Origin of the sequence: Streptomyces sp. NPDC058145 (assembly GCF_042884245.1) — a bacterium.
Taxonomy (GTDB): domain Bacteria; phylum Actinomycetota; class Actinomycetes; order Streptomycetales; family Streptomycetaceae; genus Streptomyces.
In genome coordinates, this window is the sequence record NZ_JBHVUH010000003.1 from 626,197 (window position 1) to 646,250 (window position 20,054).

The 20,054-nt window shown below is 71.5% G+C and carries 16 protein-coding genes, 2 pseudogenes and 1 riboswitch; of the genes and pseudogenes, 10 read left to right on the forward strand and 8 right to left on the reverse strand.

Annotated elements, in window-relative coordinates; all coding sequences use genetic code 11:
- The first annotated feature begins 182 nt into the window (after window positions 1-182).
- Complete coding sequence (locus tag ACFVVO_RS09810) at window positions 183-770, forward strand: hypothetical protein (protein WP_390053316.1); 588 nt, start codon at window positions 183-185, stop codon at window positions 768-770.
- A 326-nt stretch (window positions 771-1,096) separates the two neighbouring features.
- Window positions 1,097-1,303: a DUF5999 family protein gene (locus tag ACFVVO_RS09815; RefSeq protein ID WP_061918215.1), complete on the forward strand. Its 207-nt coding sequence runs from the start codon at window positions 1,097-1,099 to the stop codon at window positions 1,301-1,303.
- Between the two features lie 103 nt (window positions 1,304-1,406).
- On the opposite strand, the gene ACFVVO_RS09820 is transcribed toward ACFVVO_RS09815, so the two are convergent.
- From ACFVVO_RS09820 to ACFVVO_RS09840, 5 genes and pseudogenes are all read right to left on the reverse strand, one after another.
- On the reverse strand, window positions 1,407-2,465 hold the full coding sequence (locus ACFVVO_RS09820; RefSeq protein ID WP_390053318.1) for an endo-1,4-beta-xylanase: 1,059 nt from the start codon (window positions 2,463-2,465) through the stop codon (window positions 1,407-1,409).
- Between the two features lie 32 nt (window positions 2,466-2,497).
- Window positions 2,498-3,262, reverse strand: coding sequence for a carbohydrate ABC transporter permease (locus ACFVVO_RS09825; protein WP_390053390.1), 765 nt, complete (start codon window positions 3,260-3,262; stop codon window positions 2,498-2,500).
- A gap of 59 nt (window positions 3,263-3,321) precedes the next feature.
- Entirely contained in the window at window positions 3,322-4,320 is a 999-nt protein-coding gene (locus ACFVVO_RS09830) for a carbohydrate ABC transporter permease (protein WP_390053319.1), read from the reverse strand.
- Between the two features lie 6 nt (window positions 4,321-4,326).
- Entirely contained in the window at window positions 4,327-5,622 is a 1,296-nt protein-coding gene (locus tag ACFVVO_RS09835) for an extracellular solute-binding protein (protein WP_390053320.1), read from the reverse strand.
- A 182-nt stretch (window positions 5,623-5,804) separates the two neighbouring features.
- A pseudogene (locus ACFVVO_RS09840) lies at window positions 5,805-7,279 on the reverse strand (glycoside hydrolase family 43 protein).
- A gap of 190 nt (window positions 7,280-7,469) precedes the next feature.
- On the opposite strand from ACFVVO_RS09840, the gene ACFVVO_RS09845 reads away from it, so the two are divergent.
- The 3 genes from ACFVVO_RS09845 (at window position 7,470) to ACFVVO_RS09855 (ending at window position 10,788) form a co-directional block, all read left to right on the forward strand.
- Window positions 7,470-8,000 carry a universal stress protein gene (locus ACFVVO_RS09845; RefSeq protein ID WP_390053322.1) on the forward strand — a complete coding sequence of 177 codons (531 nt, stop codon included), beginning with the start codon at window positions 7,470-7,472 and terminating at the stop codon, window positions 7,998-8,000.
- Between the two features lie 313 nt (window positions 8,001-8,313).
- On the forward strand, window positions 8,314-10,269 hold the full coding sequence (locus tag ACFVVO_RS09850; protein WP_390053324.1) for an amino acid transporter: 1,956 nt from the start codon (window positions 8,314-8,316) through the stop codon (window positions 10,267-10,269).
- A gap of 123 nt (window positions 10,270-10,392) precedes the next feature.
- Complete coding sequence (locus ACFVVO_RS09855) at window positions 10,393-10,788, forward strand: helix-turn-helix transcriptional regulator (protein ID WP_358929878.1); 396 nt, start codon at window positions 10,393-10,395, stop codon at window positions 10,786-10,788.
- A gap of 34 nt (window positions 10,789-10,822) precedes the next feature.
- Here ACFVVO_RS09855 and ACFVVO_RS09860 read toward each other — a convergent pair whose 3' ends face one another.
- On the reverse strand, window positions 10,823-11,305 hold the full coding sequence (locus ACFVVO_RS09860; protein WP_390053326.1) for a molybdopterin-dependent oxidoreductase: 483 nt from the start codon (window positions 11,303-11,305) through the stop codon (window positions 10,823-10,825).
- Between the two features lie 203 nt (window positions 11,306-11,508).
- Here ACFVVO_RS09860 and modA point away from each other — a divergent pair, with 203 nt between their 5' ends.
- The 4 genes from modA to ACFVVO_RS09880 all read left to right on the forward strand — a co-directional run bounded on the left by modA (window position 11,509) and on the right by ACFVVO_RS09880 (window position 14,824).
- Entirely contained in the window at window positions 11,509-12,333 is an 825-nt protein-coding gene (modA, locus tag ACFVVO_RS09865) for a molybdate ABC transporter substrate-binding protein (protein ID WP_390053328.1), read from the forward strand.
- Window positions 12,330-13,175 carry an ABC transporter permease gene (locus ACFVVO_RS09870; protein ID WP_390053330.1) on the forward strand — a complete coding sequence of 282 codons (846 nt, stop codon included), beginning with the start codon at window positions 12,330-12,332 and terminating at the stop codon, window positions 13,173-13,175. The genes modA and ACFVVO_RS09870 overlap by 4 nt, the downstream gene beginning before the upstream one ends.
- Before the next feature lie 112 nt (window positions 13,176-13,287).
- Entirely contained in the window at window positions 13,288-14,376 is a 1,089-nt protein-coding gene (locus tag ACFVVO_RS09875) for an ABC transporter ATP-binding protein (protein WP_390053392.1), read from the forward strand.
- Between the two features lie 28 nt (window positions 14,377-14,404).
- On the forward strand, window positions 14,405-14,824 hold the full coding sequence (locus tag ACFVVO_RS09880) for a molybdopterin-binding protein (RefSeq protein ID WP_390053332.1): 420 nt from the start codon (window positions 14,405-14,407) through the stop codon (window positions 14,822-14,824).
- 61 nt (window positions 14,825-14,885) lie between these two features.
- Here ACFVVO_RS09880 and gcvP read toward each other — a convergent pair whose 3' ends face one another.
- On the reverse strand, window positions 14,886-17,771 hold the full coding sequence (gene gcvP / locus ACFVVO_RS09885) for an aminomethyl-transferring glycine dehydrogenase (protein WP_390053334.1): 2,886 nt from the start codon (window positions 17,769-17,771) through the stop codon (window positions 14,886-14,888).
- Between the two features lie 174 nt (window positions 17,772-17,945).
- A riboswitch (glycine riboswitch) is annotated at window positions 17,946-18,040 on the reverse strand.
- A 118-nt stretch (window positions 18,041-18,158) separates the two neighbouring features.
- Here gcvP and ACFVVO_RS09890 point away from each other — a divergent pair.
- A complete protein-coding gene (locus ACFVVO_RS09890; protein ID WP_390053336.1) occupies window positions 18,159-18,530 on the forward strand; it encodes a PRC-barrel domain-containing protein in 372 nt (123 codons plus the stop codon).
- On the opposite strand, the pseudogene ACFVVO_RS09895 reads toward ACFVVO_RS09890, so the two are convergent.
- Window positions 18,452-20,010 (reverse strand): annotated as a pseudogene (locus ACFVVO_RS09895) (DNA polymerase IV). The gene ACFVVO_RS09890 and the pseudogene ACFVVO_RS09895 overlap by 79 nt on opposite strands.
- Window positions 20,011-20,054: the final 44 nt, after the last annotated feature.

Here is a 20,054-nt window from a genome sequence, read left to right on the forward strand (position 1 = left end):
CTAAGGTTGGTGCCCGCGGTCCCGGTTTCTGTCGTGTTCCTGCCGTCGATTCAGCGGCAGGCCACAGCCGCACCCTCGTTCATCGAACCGGGCCCCACCTCTCAGGCCACCCGTGAGCTGACAGCGCTGTCCGCCCCACCCTCCTCGCGCCGCCGCGCCTGTCGAACGAGAGGCGACCCACCATGCCCCTGCACGCGTCCGCCGCACCCGCGCCCGCACTGCGTTCCGTCCTCACTGCCCTCGGTTCCCCCACCGCGGTCCGTGAGGCCCGAACTCCGTCCCTGCGCGCCGCTCAGGGACCCACGACGCCCCAACTCCCGCTTCCGGTGCACGTGTTGGACCGGATCACCGCACAGGGCCTGTCCGCGACGAGGCTCGCCGGCTGGCGCTTCGTGATCCGCTGCGGCGATCGCGCGGTGGCCGCCGCCGACACCATGCTGACCCCGGACGGCTGGGCCTTCTCGCACTTCTTCGAGGGCCCCTGGATCGCCTCCACCGAGCGCGCCCTGCAGCAGGCCGAGGCGCTGACGCAGCCGTACCAGCCGCGCCTGCTGTCCGTGCCCGGCCTGTACATGCTCACCCTGTGGCTGCACGGCGACGTCGCCGCCGACGCCTCCGAGGGGCATCCGGCCGCCACCGACCTGCTCGTACCCCTGGCCCCGGCGCCACCCGGCATCCCGGCCCACCGGCCGCACCGCGTCGCCGAGTTGCTCCCGGTGCTGACCCATCGGGCGACTCCCGTACCGCTGCTCGGTTCCATCCCCGCCTGAACGACGCGCGCGTACCCCGTTCCCCGGAAGGGAAGCGGGGTACGACTGTTTTCCGGCAGCCGCTCGCTCGTACGAGCAATTAACCGCTCCTACGAGCCGGAAAGGGATCTCCGCCGTCCGGACTAGCCCTATCCGGCCCCCCAGAACCACCCGAAGTGACAGTGCAGTTGGAATGAACCGTCCGCGCGGGTGACGCGTCATGAACCTGTGAGAAGCGGTGCCGCGAAATCCCTGCGGATTGACGCCCAGAGGGCAACACTGGGTTCCGACCGACTTATTCGCCACGGGGGACGGACATGACCACGACAGAGCGAGAGATCCCATCCATGTGCCAGCACCAGCCACCGTGTCCGCCAGCCGAGTCCGCCGACCGGGAGTCCGCCCGCCTTGTGGCGCACCACCCGGAGCAGGGGTGGAGTCTGCTGTGCAACGGCGTCCTGCTCTTCGAGGACACCGGTGAGCTTCTGCCCGACGGCCGCGTCATCGCCCCGCACCGCCCGCTCGGTGCGGACCAGGTGATGACCGCCGCCTAGGCGAGCGTTCCGGGCGGTTCCGCCGCGCCGCCCGGCGACCCGAGGGGCCGGCCGCACACATACGGTGCGCACCGGCCCCGACCCATGTCCGGAGCCGGCTACGTCAGGTGACCGTCCGCTGTCGCAGCGCTTGCAGCAGCGCGGAGTAGGCGGGCTTGGGGGTCAGCCGCTCGTCCCAGGGCAGGGCCGCGCCCTCACCGGGGAAGAAGGCCGGGATCCAGGAGTACTTGTCGGTGTAGTCCCAGATCGTCACGCCCACGCAGCGGCGGACGGCCAGGCAGGCCTCGGTCAGGTCCCCGTACCAGGCGGCCTGTTCTGCCAGTTTCTCGTCGGTGGCGGGCAGTTGCATGCGCACGTCGACCTCGGTGAGGGCGGTGTCGAGGCCGAGGCGGGAGAAGCGGCGGAGGTTGTCCTCCAGGGTGGCGGGATAGCCGTACTGCAGGGCCAGGTGGGCCTGCAGGCCGATGCCGTCGAGCGGGACGCCCCGCGCCTTCAGCTCTTCGGCCAGCCGGTGGTAGGCGTCGCTCTTCGGGCCGACGGCCTCGATGTTGTAGTCGTTCAGGTAGAGCCTGGCGTGCGGATCGGCCTGGTGGGCCCAGCGCAGCGCGTCGGCGATGTAGCCGGGGCCGAGGGTCTTGTACCAGATGGTCTCGCGGTAGCTGCCGTCCTCGTTGAACGCCTCGTTGACGACGTCCCAGGAGTAGACCTTGCCCCGGTAGTGCCGCACCTCCGTGGTGATGTGTTTCTTCAGCACGGCGCGCAGCTCGCCGGCCGTCCACTCCTTCGCGGTCAGCCAGTCGGGAAGCTGGCTGTGCCAGACGAGGGTGTGGGCGCGGACCCGCTGGTGGTGCCGGCGCGCCAGGTTCACGATCCGGTCGCCGTCGGTCCAGTCGAAGACACCCTGTCGCGGCTCGGTGGCGTACCACTTCATCCCGTTGCCCGGGGTGATCATGTCGAACTCGCTGCCGAGGATCTTCGTGTAGGCGCTGTCGGTGAGTTCCGGGTTGTCGGTGGCGCTGCCGAAGTAGCGGCCGTGCCGCTGGGCGAGGTCGGCGAGGGTGGGCCGGTGCTCCTGCGCCTGGGCGGCGGGTCCGGTGGCGAGGCCCGCGGCCACCAGGAGGGCCGCGAGGGCGCCCTCGAGTCTGAGGCGCGTCTTGGGCATGGTGCGACTCCTGTCTGTCAGGGGGATACGGCTCAGCCCTTGGTGGCGCCGGCGGTCAGACCGCCGACGAGCTGGCGTTCGGCGACCGAGTAGAAGGCGAGGGCGGGGACCATGGCGAGCACGAGGTAGGCGAAGACACGGGCGTACTCCGCCGAGTACTGGCCCTGGAACTGCTGGACGCCGATGGGCAGCGTCCACCAGGTGCTGTCGGTGAACACCAGCAGCGGCAGGAGGAAGTTGTTCCAGCTCGTGACCACCGCGAGGACCGAGACGGTACCGAGCGCGGGCCGGGCCATGGGCAGCAGCACCCGCCAGAAGAATCCGAAGGCGCTGCAGCCGTCCAGCGTGGCCGCCTCCTCCAGCTCGCCGGGTATCTGCCGGAAGAAGCCGCGCAGGATGATGATCGTCATCGGCAGTCCGAAGGCGGCCTGCGGGAGGATCACGCCGAGCGGGTTGTCCAGCAGGTCCAGGGAGCGCAGCAGCAGGAACAGCGGCAGGACGGCGACCGCGAAGGGGAACATCAGCCCCATCGTGAAGAGGGTGAACAGCAACTCCCGGCCCCGGAAGGCGAACCGGGCGAAGGAGAAGGCCGCCAGCGCGGACACCGCGACCACCAGCACGGTCGTCGCCACGGCGATCAGCGTGCTGTTGCCGAGGAGCCGCCAGAAGTCGCCTGAGCGCAGGATGCCGGTGTAGTTGCCCGTCAGCCACCGGTCGGGCAGCCCGAACGGGTTGCGGGACAGCTCGTCGGTGGACTTGAGGCCCGAGAGGATCGCGTACAGCAGGGGTACGACCATCACCGCGCCGACCACGACGAGGATCACGTACAGCGGAAGCGTGCGTACGGTCTGGCGCCTCACGTGCCGGCTCCCCTCATCGTCGTGGTGGCCCCCTGGAGGTCGCGGCGGAGCACGAACCGCTGGTAGGCGAGGGCGAAGACGAGGCAGATGCCGAACATGACCACGCTGATCGCGCTGGCGTAGCCGACCTGGTAGCGCTTGAAGCCGTACTGGAACATGGTCACGGCCATCGTCTCGGAGTGGTGGTCGGGGCCGCCCTGGGTGACGACCCACACCAGGTCGAACAGCTGGATCGACCCGATGACGGACAGGAAGACGCTGATGCGCAGGGTGGGCGCGAGCAGCGGCAGGGTGACGTTGCGGAAGCGCTGCCAGGGACCGGCGCCGTCGATCAGCGCCGCCTCGTGCAACTCGGCCGGGACCGACTGGAGTCCGGCCAGGTACAGCATCATGTGGAAGCCGAAGTACTTCCAGGTCATGACGAGGAAGAGCGTGGCCATGACGTAGGAGGGATCGGCGAACCACTCACCGCCCAGGCCGTCCAGGCCGATGGCGCCGAGGGCGTGGTCGGCGAGTCCGTCGCCGGGGGCGAAGATCATGCTGAACAACACGCCGGTGATGGCCTCGGACAGGACGTACGGCGCGAAGAACAGCATCCGGTACACCGCCCGGCCGCGCAGCCGCTGGTTGAGCAGCACCGCCATGGCGAGGGCGAACGGCAGTTGCAGGGCGAGCGAGAGCACGACCAGGACCAGGCAGCGCCACAGGTCGCCCAGGAAGACCGGGTCCTGGAAGAGGTGGCCGAAGTTGTCCGCGCCCGTGTAGTCGGAGGGCATGCCGAAGCCGCCCCAGCGGAAGAGGGCGGCGTACAGCGCGAACAGCATGGGCAGCAGCACCAGGCCGACGAACAGCACCAGTGCGGGGAGCTGGAAGCCGACCGCGGTGAGCCAGTTCAGCGTGCGCCGCCGCGCCCGCCCGCGGACCGCGCTCGCGGCCGGGGGCGGACGGTCGACGGCCGGGCCGCTCCGCCGGTCGGGGAGGTAGGTGGAGGTCATCGGCGGCTACTGCTCTTCCTTGGCCGTCTTGGTGATGGACTGGGCGACCTGCTCGGGCGACTTCGACCCGGCGATGAGCGCGGCGACGCAGTCGTTGACCTCCTGCCCGACGGCGGGCGCGTAGGCCTGGTCGAGGTAGAGCTGGAAGCCGGTGGCGGCCTTCAACTGGGCGTGCACGGCCTTGAGGTTGGCGTCGGTGAGCACGCTCCCGGCGGCCGGGACGACCGGCAGCACCCCGGTCTTCCTGACCAGTTCGCGGTCGGTGGTCTCGCTGGCGAAGAACTTCAGGAAGTCCACGGCGGCTTGGGGGGCGCCCTTGCGCAGCGCGTGCCCACCGCCTCCGCCGAACACCTCGGTGATCTTCCCCTTGCCACCCTCGACCTCGGGGAACGGGAAGAATCCGAGATCCGCGCCGAGCCCCTTGCCCGCGTCGGCCTCCACGACCGGGGCCCACTGCCCCATGAGTTCCATCGCGGCCTTGCCGTTGCCGACGGTGGCCGCCTGGCCGGTCGGGGTGGAGTAGGCGGCTCCGAGGAAGCCCTTCTGGAACGGCTGGAGGGCCACCAGTTCCTTCAGGTGCCGCCCCGCGTCGACGAAGTCCGCGCCGGTGAAGTCCTTGCTCTCGCCGGCCGTCTGCAGTGCCCCGGCACCGGCGGTGCGCATCGACAGGTACGCCCAGTAGTACATCCCGGGCCACTTCTCCTTGCCCGCGAGGGCGACCGGGGTGACGCCGGCGGACTTCAGCTTCCGTACGGCGTCGAGGAAGCCGCTCCAGGTGGTGGGGGGTGTGGTGATCCCGGCCTTCCTGAAGAGCGCCTTGTTGTACCAGAACCCGACCATGCCGATGTCGAACGGGATGCCGTACACCTTCTCGTCCAGCAGGTACGGCTGCTTGGCGACCGGCAGCAGTCCGTCGGCCCAGGCCTTGGTGCCGCCGGTCAGGTCCTCGACCAGACCGGCGTCGACCTGCTGCTTGAGCACACCGCCGCCCCAGGTGTGGAAGATGTCCGGCAGTTTCCCGGAGGCGGTCAGCGCGGTCATCTTCGACTTGTAGGCGTCGTTCTCGAGCTGGACGATCTTCACCTTGACCTTGGGGTTCTGGGCCTCGAACTTCTTGGCGAGGCCGGCCCAGACGGTCTTGGTCGGCTCGGTGGTCGAGATGTTCCACCACTCGATCGTGGTCGTCCCCGAGGACGACCCTCCGTCCGAGTCGCCGCCGCAGCCGCTGAGTGCGGTCGCCCCGAGGCCGGCGGCGACGGAAGCCGCCAGAAAGCCGCGGCGGGACAGTGCAGGGTCGCCCATCATGCGCTCCTTCGAAACTTTCGGAAGTGCTTCGGAGAGGTTCCAAACGCAAAAAAGCAGGGCCACCGCAGGCGCTCACCTCGCTCGGCACACTCCGGCGGACCGAAACATTCGGTCCAAGTCCCGAACGTTCCGATCCGCGACTCTAGAAAGGCACGTGAAGAGCGTCAAGGTGTTGCGCACTAGCCGACGGGCTCGTAGGAGAACCAGTCGAAGGCCGCCCGCCCCTCGGTGACGTACATGCCGAGGACACGGCCGGTGAACCCGCCGGCCACTTCGCTGGACAGGTAGCGGCCGTCGAGTTCGGCCGGCCGAACGAGCCCTTCGGAAGTTTCGATGCAGAAGGCGACGGTGTCGGGGCCGCCCAGTGGTCGTGCGTTCCGGGTCGCCCGGATGTCGACGGCCAGGGTGACCGGGCCCGCCGGCACCGGGTGCTCCGCGACGCGCTGCCGCACCGGGCCGATCCGCACGATCACGGACGCCACTCCCGCGGCCACCTCCAGGTCGTAGTGATGGGCCTCGTCCAGCCGGACGGACAGCCCGGCACGCGCCGACGGCCCGGCGTCCATCAGGACCGCGGCCCGGCAGTCGTGGTGCTGCTGACGGCGGCCGACGAAGGTGTGCCCGGGCAGGTCGGTGCTGTCACCGGTGGCCGCGAGCGTCAGCCACCCCGGCCGCTCGGTCAGCGAGGCGCGGCCCTCCGGCCGGCGCCGCGGCGAGATCCAGTGCGGCGCCAGCTCCGGGCCGGTGAAGTCGTCCCGCGCCGGGGACGGTTGGACGGGCGCCCGGGCGGCCGGCGCCGGGTGCCGCTCCCGCACCGGGCCGAGCCGGGGCCAGCCGTCCACCCATTCCACGGGCACGAGGAAGGTCTCGCGGCCGAGTACGTGGAACTCCGGGAAGCAGCCACGCGGCCGCGTGCCCAGCAGCACCATCCACCAACTGCCGTCGGCGCCCGGACCAGGTCGCCGTGGCCGGTGCACTGGACCGGCAGCCCGGTGCCGCGGTGGGACAGCAGCGGGTTGCCGGGCGCCGGTTCCCAGGGGCCGCGCGGCGAGCGGGCACGGGCGGCCGAGACGCCGTGGCCGAGCGCGGTGCCGCCCTCGGCGATCAGCAGGTACCACCAGTCGCCGACCCGGTACAGGTGCGGCGCCTCGGGATCCCTGAGGCCGGTGCCGGACCACGTCGGCAGCGGCCCCTCGAGCACTTCACCGGTGCGGGGGTCGATCCGCGCGACCGTCACGCCCGCCATGGCGCACCAGCACCGGCCGTCCTCGTCCCAGGCCAGGTCGGGGTCGATGCCGGGCAGGTCGATCCACACCGGGTCCGACCAGGGCCTCTCCGGGCGCTCGGCGGTGACGAGGCAGGTGCCTCCGGCGCCGACGACGGTCGTGATGACGTAAAAGAGCCCGTCGTGGTACCGGATGGTCGGCGCGTAGACACCGCCGGAGGCGGGCACGTCGTCGGGCAGCGCCAACTGCTCCGGCCGGTCGAGGACGTTGCCGAGCTGGCACCAGTGCACCAGGTCCCGGCTGTGGAACAGCGGTATTCCGGGGAAGTACTCGAAGCTCGAGCACACCAGGTAGAAGTCGTCACCCACCCGGCAGACGCTCGGGTCCGGGTGGAAGCCGGGGATGACCGGGTTGCCGTACGTCCACATGTACGCCTCACAGGGTCACGGGATGTCGAAAGTTTCGAAGCTGTTGCCGAATTTTACTGAGGCAGGCTGCCTCGAGGGTCCGTACGGCTGGTCTCGTCGCCCACTCGGGAGTGGGATGGAAGGTAGGCCCTGCACGCGGACACGGCCGGGGAGCCGGCGCCCGCGGCGATCCGTGAGGAACGGGGGAGTCATGTCCGGTTACGACACCTCGGCGGCGGCCCGTGTGGTGGTCGGCGTGAGCGGCTCCCTGGGCAGCGTCACGGCCCTGCGCCGGGCGACCGCGCTGGCCCGGAGGCTGGGAGCCGAACTGTGGCCGGTGCTCGCCTGGGAGCCGCCCGGGGGCGACGCCACCGCGCGCCGCTCCCCCGCCGCCGCCCTGCTGGTCGAGGAGTGGCAGCGGCTGGCCAAGCGGCGACTGGCCTCGGTGCTCGGCGAGATCTTCGGCGAGGAGGGGCCGGGGGTGCCGATGTGCGCGGTCATCGTGCGCGGCACCCCGGGCAGGGCTCTGGTGGCGACCGCGGACCGCGAGAACGACCTGCTGGTCGTGGGCGCCGGCCGGCGGGGCCTTCAGCGTGCCTTCTCGGGCCGCGTCTGCCGGCACTGCCTCACCCACTCCCGCTGCCCGGTGCTGGCGGTGCCTCCGTCGCCGCTCGAGTCGGACCTCGTGGCCGTCCACCGGCGCAACGCGTGGCACCGGCGCATGGACACCAGGGATCTGTGACGCCGGGTCACCCGCTCACTGCGGCTGCGGATCCTCCTGCGCGGGAGCAGCATGGAGGGGTCGTACGAGATGACGCTCGGTGCCCGCCGCCCGCTGGTCCGCGGCCATCCCTCCCACTACCGCCCGATGCCCCTCCATCGGCCTCCGGCCTCCGCTTCTTGATGCTTCGCCCCTCCCGCCGGGCCAGTCTTAACGCAAGATTGACGCCCCCCGGCCCTCGATCCAGGGGCCATGACGTCACTCTCTGCTTACGCTGGTGCCGCCGTCCGCGTGATGGCCGGAAACCACTGAGCCACACACCTGGAGCACGCCGATGGCCACGACCGAGCACCCTCCTCCCAGTCGCCTGCGCGCCTGGATGCTGGAGGGGCTGTCCGACATGGGCAAGCACGGCGGCCATACCGGGCCCCATGCCGTGCCGGAGGCTCCGCACCGGGGTCAGCGCTGGTGGCGGGTGATGTGCCTGACCGGCGTCGACTACTTCTCCACCCTCGGCTACCAGCCGGGCATCGCCGCCCTCGCGGCCGGCCTGCTGTCACCGATCGCGACGATCGTCCTGGTGATCGTGACCCTGGCCGGTGCCCTGCCGGTCTACCGCAGGGTGGCCGAGGAGAGCCCGCACGGCGAGGGGTCCATCGCCATGCTGGAACGGCTGCTGTCGTTCTGGAAGGGCAAGCTGTTCGTGCTGACCCTGCTGGGCTTCGCGGCCACCGACTTCCTGATCACCATCACCCTGTCGGCCGCCGACGCCTCCACCCACCTGGTCGAGAACCCGCACCTGAACAGCGCGCTCCAGGGCCACCAGATGGTGATCACTCTGTTCCTGGTCGCCCTGCTCGGCGCGGTGTTCCTCAAGGGCTTCCTCGAGGCCATCGGCGTCGCCGTCGCCCTGGTCGGCATCTACCTCGGGCTCAACGTGGTCGTCGTGTTCGACGGCCTCTGGCACGTCCTCAGCGCCGAACACGTGGTGGCCGACTGGAGCAGCGCCCTGACCGCGGAGCACGGCAACGTGTTCGTGATGATCGGCGTCGCCCTGCTCGTCTTCCCCAAGCTCGCGCTCGGTCTGTCCGGCTTCGAGACCGGTGTGGCCGTCATGCCGCACGTCCAGGGCGACCAGGGCGACACCGAGGAACGGCCGGCCGGGCGGATCCGGGACACCAAGAAGCTGCTGACCACCGCGGCCCTGATCATGAGCTGCTTCCTGATCGCCACCAGCTTCATCACCACGCTGCTGATCCCGGAGAACGAGTTCAAGCCCGGCGGGCAGGCCAACGGCCGCGCCCTCGCCTACCTCGCGCACGAGTACCTGGGCGGAGCCTTCGGCACGGTCTACGACATCTCGACGATCGCGATCCTGTGGTTCGCGGGCGCGTCCGCGATGGCTGGACTGCTCAACCTGATGCCGCGCTATCTGCCCCGGTACGGCATGGCCCCGCACTGGGCCCGGGCGGTGCGCCCGATGGTCATCGTCTTCACCCTGGTCGCCTTCCTGGTCACCTGGATCTTCGATGCCAACGTGGACAAGCAGGGCGGCGCCTACGCCACCGGCGTGCTGGTGCTGATCAGCTCGGCCGCGATCGCGGTGACCATCGCCGCGCGCAGGGCCGGGCAGCACCGCTGGAGCATCGGCTTCGCGGTCATCTCGGTGGTGTTCCTCTACACGACCGTCGTGAACGTCATCGAACGCCCTGACGGTGTGAAGATCGGCGCCTGCTTCATCGCCGGCATCATCCTCGTCTCCTTCCTGTCCCGGCTGGCCCGCGCCTTCGAACTGCGCGTGACCAGCGTGACCATGGACCCGATGGCGGAGCGTTTCGTCCGGGACATGGCCAGCCGCAAGATGCGGTTCATCGCGAACCAGCCCGACGGACGGGACAAGGCCGAGTACCGCGACAAGGTCGAGCAGATCCGGGCCGACAACGACATGCCGGAACAGGAGGACTTCGTCTTCGTCGAGGTGACCGTCACCGACCCCTCCGAGTTCGAGGCGGGCCTGACGGTACGCGGCGAGGTCCTGCACAACCGCTACCGCGTGCTGACCGTCGAGTCCTCCTCCATCCCCAACGCCCTCGCCGCGCTCCTCCTGCACGCACGCGACCTGACCGGCTGCACCCCGCACATCTACTTCGAATGGACCGAGGGCAACCCGTTCGCGAACTTCCTGCGGTTCTTCCTCTTCGGACAGGGCGAGGTCGCCCCGGTCACCCGTGAGGTCCTGCGCGAGGCGGAGCCGGACCGCACCCGCCGCCCGCGCGTGCACACGGGCTGAGGGGCTCGTCCACCGCCGGCCCGACAGGCAGGGCCGATCACCAGGGAGTCGCTGTCCGCGATCACGCCGGGCCGGGTGACCCCATGTCCATGGTTCCCGGGTGATGGCCCTATCGTGACCGGCATGCAGTCCTACACGATCGGCCAGGCCGCGCGGCTGCTCGGCGTGAGCCCGGACACCGCCCGCCGATGGGCGGACGCCGGCCGGGTGGCGACCCATCGCGACGAGGCCGGGCGGCGACTCATCGACGGCAAGGACCTCGCCGCGTTCTCGGTCGAACTGGCCGGGACGGGCGGCGGCGAGGAGGACGCGCCCTACACCTCCGTCCGCAACGCCTTCCCCGGCATCGTCACCGCCATCAAGCTCGGCGACGTCGCCGCCCAGGTGGAGATCCAGGCGGGGCCGCACCGGCTGGTGTCGCTGCTGACCCGTGAGGCCGTGGAGGAACTGGGCCTGGAGGTCGGCGTGGAGGCGACCGCGCGCGTGAAATCCACCAACGTGCACATCGACCGGGTCTGACCGGCTCCCACCACGAGGGTGCGGCCCCTCGCCTTCACCCGGTGTGCGTGCGGCCGGCCGGGGCCGGCCCCGGTGCGCCGAAGCCGTATCCCCCGTCGACCCGGATCGCCGTGATGCCGCTGACGTGCCGGGCCCCGCAGCGGTCCTGCGGCAGCACCAGCTGGGGGCCGGCCGCGTCCAGCGGGGTGTCGTCGATCGTGACGGCGAGCAGTACGGCGGCCCCGGCGAAGTCGGGGTCGATCTCCGCCCAGGACAGCACGGCGTGGTGGCCGTCCGTGCCGGTGACGGCGATCAGGAAGCGCAGCCGGTCCTTGCGCCGGGCCGGGTCGAACGACGGACCGGCGTCGGCCAGGACGTCATGGAGGCGCGGGCCGCTGAACCGGTGGCGCTGGACGCCGCTGGTGGCGCACTCGAAGCTGACCGCCACCCGGTGCTGCGGCCGGCCGAGCAGATCCGGCACGGTCAGCCTGGTGGGGCGCAACAGATCGCCGGTCAGGGCGAGTTCCGCGAGCGTCACCTGCGACCACCTCCCGGATAACCGTACCCAGCCGTCACCCCCGTACAAACGCACATGCCAGCTCGTCAGGGGAATCGTCTCGCTCATGCGATGAGACAGCAGACTTACATCTGGCAGATGCGGCAGTATCATCGGCGCACGGCCGGCTTACGGCCGTGGCAGGGCGCGACAGCTCGTTCAAGGACTCGAGGAGTAGATCCGTGATGACCCGTTCCGTGCGCCGGACCCGGCGGATGCTGCAGCTGGCGGGTGCGGGAGCCGCCGCCCTGATATCACTCAGCGCCTGCTCCTCTTCCTCCGACGACTCGTCGGCCGGCGGTTCGGACACCTCGGGCTCCGCGTCCCCGAAGCTGGCCGGCTCGGTCACCGTGTTCGCCGCCGCCTCCCTGAAGGAGAGCTTCACGACCCTCGGCAAGGAGTTCGAGAAGCAGCACCCCGGCACCAAGGCCAGCTTCAACTTCGGCGGCAGCGACACCCTCGCCGCGAGCATCACCAGCGGTGCGCCGGCCGATGTGTTCGCCGCCGCCAGCCCCAGGACCATGGCGATCGTGACGGACAGGAAGGACGCGGTGGGCACCCCGGCCACCTTCGTCCGCAACCAGCTCGAGATCGCCACACTGCCCGGCAACCCCGGCAAGGTGTCCTCCCTGAAGGACCTCACCAAGGCCGGCCTCAAGGTCGTGCTGTGCGACGAGACCGTGCCGTGCGGCGCCGCCGCCCAGAAGGCCCTCGACGCCGGCAGGCTCAAGCTGACCCCGGTCTCCTACGAACAGGACGTCAAGAGCGCCCTGACGAAGGTGGAGCTGAAGGAGGCCGACGCCGCCGTGGTCTACAGGACCGATGTGAAGGCGGCGGGTGACAAGGTGGAGGGCGTGGAGTTCCCCGAGTCGGCCAAGGCCATCAACGACTACCCGATCGCCCTGCTGAAGAACGCCGGCAACGCCCCCGCGGCCAAGGCGTTCATCGCGCTGGTGCGGTCCGCCGAGGGCCGCCGGGTCCTGGGCGAGGCCGGGTTCCTCGAGCCGTGACCTCGCTCGGCAGGCCCGGCACCGTGGCTCGCCCCCGCACGGGCGGGCCCCGGCGCCGACGCGCACGCGGGGTGCCGCTGCCCCTGCTGGTGCCCGGTGTCGTGGCGCTGGCGTTCCTGCTGCTGCCCCTCCTCGCGCTGCTCGTCCGCGCGCCCTGGGGCAGCCTGCCCGACCAGCTGACCAGCGCCGAGGTGTGGCAGGCCCTCCAGTTGTCCCTGGTCACCGCCACGGCGGCGACCGGGGTCAGTCTGGTGCTGGGCGTGCCGCTGGCCTGGCTGCTGGCGCGCACCGACTTTCCCGGTCGCCGCCTCGTTCGGGCCCTGGTCACCCTGCCTCTGGTCCTGCCCCCCGTGGTGGGCGGCGTCGCCCTGCTGCTCGCCCTCGGCCGCAACGGGGTGGTCGGCCAGTGGCTGGACGCGTGGTTCGGGATCACCCTGCCCTTCACCACCGCCGGGGTGGTGATCGCGGAGGCCTTCGTCGCGATGCCGTTCCTGGTCATCAGCGTCGAGGGCACCCTGCGCGCCGCCGACCCGCGCTACGAGGAGGCGGCGACCACGCTCGGCGCCTCGCGGTTCACCGCGTTCCGCCGGGTCACCCTGCCGCTGATCGCCCCCGGCGTCGCCGCGGGCGCGGTCCTGGCCTGGGCCCGCGCGCTCGGCGAGTTCGGCGCGACGATCACCTTCGCGGGCAACTTCCCCGGCCGTACCCAGACCATGCCGCTGGCCGTCTACCTCGCCCTGCAGAACGACCCGGAGGCGGCCATCTCCCTGAGCCTGGTCCTGCTGGCCGTGTCGATCGCGGTGCTGGCGGGACTGCGGGACCGATGGATGACGGGGGCATGAGGGCACGATGGGGATGGAGGACCGGGTGAGGAGGGGCGGCGAGGTGAGCATGGAGGGCGAGGTGAGGACGGAAGCCGACCCCGGGCGGGTACCGACGGCGGGCCCGGCCCCCATGACCGGGACCGATCTCCCCGTCGAAGCCGGGCCGAAGGCCGTCGGCGAGCAGGGGCTCGACGCCCGGCTCGTCGTCGACCGGAGGGACTTCCGGCTCGACGTGGCGCTGACCGCCGCCCCCGGCGACGTCATCGCGCTGCTGGGCCCGAACGGCGCCGGCAAGACCACCGCCCTGCGTGCCCTCGCCGGGCTGCTGCCGCTCACCGGCGGCCACCTGCGACTGGACGGCACCTCACTGGAGCGCACCCCGCCGGAGTGCCGCCCGGTCGGCGTCGTCTTCCAGGACTATCTGCTCTTCCCGCACCTGTCCGCCCTGGACAACGTTGCGTTCGGGCCGCGCTGTCATGGTGCGGGCAAGGCCGAGGCTCGCGCGCAGGCGGCCGCCTGGCTGGACCGCATGGGCCTCGCCGGGCACGCCGGGGCCAAGCCCCGCCGACTGTCCGGCGGCCAGGCCCAGCGCGTCGCGCTCGCCCGCGCCCTGGCCACCCGGCCCCGGCTGCTGCTCCTGGACGAACCGCTCGCCGCGCTGGACGCCCGCACCCGCCTGGAGGTCCGCGCCCAGCTCCGCCGCCACCTCGCCGAGTTCGAGGCCGTCGCCGTGCTGGTCACCCACGACCCGCTGGACGCCATGGTGCTCGCGGACCGGCTGGTGGTCGTCGAGCACGGCCACGTCGTGCAGCAGGGCACCCCCGCGGAGATCGCCCGCCGGCCGCGCACCGACTACATCGCCCGGCTCGTCGGCCTCAACCTCTACCGCGGACAGGCCGGGGGGCACACCGTACGGCTGGACGCGGGCCCCTCGGTGGCGACCACGGAAGACCTGTCAGGCCCCGTCTTCGTGGCCTTCCCGCCGGCCGCCGTCACCCTCTTCCGGGACCGGCCCACCGGCGCCAGCGCCCGCAACCTGTGGCGCTGCGAGGTCGCGGGCCTGGAGACCCACGGCGATCAGATCCGCGCCGACCTCACCGGCGAACTCCCCCTCGCCGCCGACCTCACCACGGTCGCCGCCGCCGAACTGGACCTGCGTCCGGGTGCGTCGGTATGGGCGACAGTGAAGGCGACGCAGACCCACGCGTACCCCGCCTGACCGGGCAGGCGCTCTACGGTGGGTGCTCATGACACTGAGCATCCGCAACCAGCTCCCCGGCAACGTGACCGAGGTCCACCCGGGCGAGGTCATGGCGATCGTCAAGGTGCGGCTGGACGGCGGCCCGGAGCTGACGGCCGCCATCACCCTGGAGGCCGCCGAGCAACTCGCCCTCGCCCCCGGCACCGCTGTCCGCGTCCTGGTGAAGTCGACCGAGGTCTCCCTCTCGACCAGCCGGATCGAGGGCCTGTCGATCCGCAACCAGCTGCCCGGCGCGATCACCCGTCTCACCCGGGGCGAGGTCATGGCCTCCGTGAAGGTCGCCGTGGCCGGCGGCGAACTGACCGCCGCGATCACCAGGGACGCGGCCGAGGACCTCGGCCTCTTCGTGGGCTCCGACGTGGTCGCCCTGATCAAGGCGACCGAGGTGTCGCTGGCCACGGCCTGAGAAACGCGGAAACGCGGGAGCCCCGCCCGTACCACGGGCGGGGCTCACACGTACGGCTCGCTCAGTCCTCGTACGCGTCCAGCGGCGGGCAGGAGCACACCAGGTTGCGGTCGCCGAAGGCCTGGTCGATGCGGCGCACCGGCGGCCAGTACTTGTCCGCGACCGCGACACCGCCCGGGAAGACGGCCTCCTCGCGGCTGTAGGCGTGGTCCCAGTCCGCGCCGAGCGCCCGCGCGGTGTGCGGCGCGTTGCGCAGCGGGTTGTCCTCCGCCGGCCATGCGCCGGAGCCGACCTTCTCGATCTCCGCGCGGATGGCGATCATCGCCTCGCAGAACCGGTCCAGCTCCGCGAGGTCCTCGGACTCGGTCGGCTCGATCATCAGCGTGCCGGCCACCGGGAAGGACATGGTCGGCGCGTGGAAGCCGTAGTCGATGAGCCGCTTGGCGACGTCGTCCACGCTCACGCCGGTCGCCTTGGTCAGCGGGCGCAGGTCGATGATGCACTCGTGCGCCACCAGGCCGCCGGGACCGTTGTAGAGCACCGGGAAGTGCGGCTCGAGGCGCTTGGCGACGTAGTTGGCGGAGAGCACGGCGACCTGGGTGGCGCGCTTGAGCCCCTCGCCGCCCATCAGGCGGACGTACGCCCACGAGATCGGCAGGATGCCGGCGCTGCCCCACGGCGCGGCGGAGATCGGGCCCACGCCGGTCTCGGGGCCGGCCGCCGGCTGCAGCGGGTGGTTCGGCAGGTACGGCGCCAGGTGCGACCGGACGCCCACCGGGCCGACGCCGGGACCGCCGCCGCCGTGCGGGATGCAGAAGGTCTTGTGCAGATTCAGGTGCGAGACGTCGCCGCCGAAGTGACCGGGCTTGGCGAGGCCGACCAGCGCGTTGAGGTTGGCGCCGTCGACGTACACCTGGCCGCCGGCCTCGTGGACCTGGGCGCAGATGTCGGCGACGTGCTCCTCGAACACACCGTGCGTCGACGGGTAGGTGATCATCAGTACGGACAGCTCGTCGCGGTACTGCTCGATCTTCGCCCGCAGGTCGGCGACATCGATCTCGCCGTCCTCGGCGGTCTTGACGACGACGACCTTCATGCCGGCCATCACGGCGCTGGCCGCGTTGGTGCCGTGCGCGGAGGAGGGGATGAGGCAGACGGTGCGCTGCTCGTCACCGTTGGCGCGGTGGTAGCCGCGCACGGCCAGCAGACCCGCCAGCTCGCCCTGCGAACCGGCGTTCGGCTGGAGCGAGACCTTGTCGTAGCCGGTGACCTCGGCGAGACGTTCCTCCAGCTCGCGGATGAGCGTGAGGTAGCCCTCGGCCTGCTCGGCGGGCACGAAGGGGTGCAGCTGGCCGAACTCGGGCCAGGTGACCGGCTCCATCTCGGTGGTCGCGTTGAGCTTCATGGTGCAGGAGCCCAGCGGGATCATGCCGCGGTCGAGCGCGTAGTCCCGGTCGGCGAGCCGGCGCAGGTAGCGCAGCATCGCGGTCTCGGAGCGGTGCTCGTGGAAGACCGGGTGAGTGAGGTAGTCGTCGGTGCGCAGCAGGGCCTCGGGCAGGGCCTCGCCGGCCGCCGCGTCCAGCGCCTCGATGTCGCCCTCGACGCCGAAGGCGGTGAAGACGGCCGCCACCTGAGCCCGGTTGGTGGTCTCGTCACAGGCCAGGGAGAGGAGGTCGGCATCGACGAGACGCAGGTTGACGCCGTTGTCCCGGGCGGCGGCCGCGACCTCGGCGGCCCTGCCGGGCACGCGCGCGGTGAGGGTGTCGAAGTAGGCGCCGTGCACGATCTCGACGCCGCCCGCCTTCAGTCCCTCGGCGAGGATCGTGGCGTAACGGTGGGTGCGGCGGGCGATGGTCCGCAGTCCCTCGGGGCCGTGGTAGACGGCGTACATGCCGGCCATCACGGCGAGCAGCACCTGGGCGGTGCAGATGTTGCTGGTCGCCTTCTCGCGGCGGATGTGCTGCTCACGGGTCTGCAGCGCCAGGCGGTAGGCCTTGTGCCCGTCGGCGTCGACGGACACGCCGACGAGACGGCCGGGCAGGCTGCGCGCGAACTTCTCGTGCACCGCCATGTAGCCCGCGTGCGGCCCGCCGAAGCCCATCGGCACGCCGAAGCGCTGGGTCGTGCCGACGGCGATGTCCGCGCCCAGCTCGCCCGGCGAGGTCAGCAGGGTGAGCGCGAGCAGGTCGGCGGCGACGGTGACGAGGGCGCCCAGCTCGTGCGCCTGGTCGATGACCGGCTTGATGTCGCGGACGGCACCCGAGGCGCCCGGGTACTGGACCAGCACGCCGTTGATCTCGCGCTCGGCGATCTCCGCCGGGATGCCGTCGGAGAGGTCGGCGACGACGACCTCGACGCCGGTCGGTTCGGCGCGCGTCTCGATGACGGCGACGGTCTGCGGCAGGGCGTCCGCGTCGACCAGGAACAGGCCCTTCTTGTTCCTGCCCATGCGCCGGGACAGCGCCATGGCCTCGGCGGCGGCCGTGCCCTCGTCGAGGAGGGAGGCGCCGGACGTCGGCAGCCCGGTCAGCTCGGCGACCATGGTCTGGAAGTTCAGCAGGGCCTCGAGCCGGCCCTGGGAGATCTCCGGCTGGTACGGCGTGTAGGCCGTGTACCAGGCCGGGTTCTCCATGACGTTGCGCAGCACGACCGGCGGGGTGAAGGTGCCGTAGTAGCCAAGGCCGATCATGGAGCCGAGGACCTGGTTGCGGTCGGCGAGCGAGCGCAGCTCGGCGAGCACCTCGGCCTCGGTGCGGGCACCCGGCAGGTCCAGGGCGTCGGCGTTCTTGATCACATCCGGGACCGCGGCGGCGGTGAGCTCGTCGAGCGAGCCGTAGCCGACGTGCGCGAGCATCTTGGCCCGCGCCTCCTGGTCGGGCCCGATGTGGCGCTGCTCGAAGGGGATGCCCGCTTCGAGCTCGGAGAGCGGGGTGCGATAGGCGGTCATTGCGGAGGCCTCCTGGTCTGACACGACCTTCGAGGGGCACCCCGGTACGGATACCCCGACGGCCTCCCCCTCTGTCATCTCGACCTGAGAGCTTCACCGGCGGCCCGAGGGCGCCGGCTTTCACCGTCGGTGAGGGCGGACGCCGTCGACATCCGCCCTGCTTTCCAGAGTGACCTCGTCCGTGCGGTACGTGAGCCTGAGAGATTCCGGGGAGGATTTGCTCCTTCGGCGCCTCCGAGGTGGTCGGAGGACTCTCCCGCACGGGGTCAGCAGCCGCTGTCAGCCTACCAGCGAGGTCAACGCCCGGGCCTTCGAGTGGCCGCCTCCCTGATTGTGCTCTTTCGTAGTGCTTACGGATGAGTTGCGACCAGTGGAGGGAGAGGGACCGTGCAGACCGACATCGATCCGCGCAACCTGATCGGCCGCAAGGCGTTCGACCGCACCGGCACCAAGATCGGCACCATCGACGAGGTGTACCTCGACGACGCCACGGGTGTGCCGGAGTGGGCCGCCATACGCACCGGTCTGTTCTCCCGGGACGCCTTCGTCCCCCTTGAGCCCAGCGAGATCGTCGAGGGCGCCCTGCAGGTTCCCTTCGACCGTGCGCTCATCAAGGACGCACCCGACTTCGGCGTGGGCCGCCACCTCTCCCCCGAACAGGAACTCCAGCTCTACCACCACTACGGGCTGGACGTGGCGGCGCCCTCCCCGCTGGCGGACCACGACTTCGGCAAGCTGGCGGGCACCGAGGAGCCCTGAGCCCGCACCGCGGGGCGCGGAGAACCGCGCGCGACCACGACGAAGCCCGCATCCGGCGGACCACGGGCACCCGCTACGGATCGGCGTCGACAGCACCCGACAGGCGCGGCGGCGGACCGGCGTCCGGCACCCGCGGCAGCGGATCCCTGCCCAGTACCAGCGGCAGCGGATCCGCCGGCTCCAGCGCGGGATCCTCCACGCCGAACGTCCGCACCCGCCCCGGCTCCGACTGAGGCGTCTCGAAGCGCACCGTCACCCGGCCCAGGCCACTGCCCTGCACCCAGCCGTGGCCCCACGCGGCGTGCCGCACGTCCTGCCCGGCACGCCACTGCCGCTCGACGGGCTCCGGCCGCTCCCGCACCCTCTCGGCCACGGGCTCCTCCGGCGCCTGCGCCGCCCGCGAGGGCTGCGCCGCCTGGGCGAACAGGTCCTCCTGGGTGTAGTCGGCGAGCCCGGTGACACCCACACCGAGCAGCCGCACCCCGCCCGTGGTGTCCACGGGGTCCAGCAGCCGCTCGGCCGCCTCCCGGATCACCGCGGGGTCGTCCGTGGGCCCTCTGAGCGTCTCGGACCGGGTCAGCGTCGAGAAGTCGTACCGGCGGACCTTCAGCACGATGGTCCGCCCCGACAGCCCGGCCTCGCGCAGTCGCCGCACGCACCGGTCGGCGAGCCGCCGCACCTCGATACCGACCCGCAGCCGGTCGTGGATGTCCACGTCGTAGGTGTCCTCGACGGAAACCGACTTGGTCTCCCGCTCGGCGACCACGGGCCGGTCGTCGCGCGCCAGCGCCATCGCGTACAACGCGTGCCCGTGCGCCTTGCCGAGCAGCCGCACGAGTTCGTCCTCGCCGGCCTCGGCCAGCTCCTCGACCGTGGTGATCCCGGCCCGCCGCAGATGGTCCCCGGTCGCCGGCCCCACCCCGGGCAGGGTCCGCACCGGCATCGGCCCGAGCAGCGCCCGCTCGGTGCCGGGTTCCACGAGGACGAGTCCGTCCGGTTTGGCCTCCTCCGAGGCGATCTTCGCGAGCATCTTGGAGGCGGCGAGCCCCACCGACCCCGTGAGCCCGGTGACCGCCCGTATCTCGGTGCGCAGCCTCGTCCCCACGCGGCGCGCCGAGTCCGCGTCCCAGGCCGCCTCCCGGACCTCGAGGTCGACGAACGCCTCGTCCAGGCTCAGCGGCTCCACCAGCGGCGACAGCTCCCGCAGCAGCGCCATCACCTGCTCGCTCACAGACCGGTAGAGACTGAAGCGCGGCACCAGGTACGCGGCGTTGGGTGCCAGCCGGCGCGCCTGGGCCATCGGCATCGCCGAGTGCACCCCGAACACCCGCGCCTCGTAGGACGCGGTGGCCACCACGCCGCGCGGTCCGAGTCCGCCCACGATCACGGCCTTGCCCCGCAGGCTCGGCTTGGATGCCTGCTCCACCGAGGCGTAGAAGGCATCCATGTCGAGATGCAGGATCGTGGGCGCGTTTCTCACATCTCCGATGCTGCACCACACCACTGACAACGCGGGCGCACGGC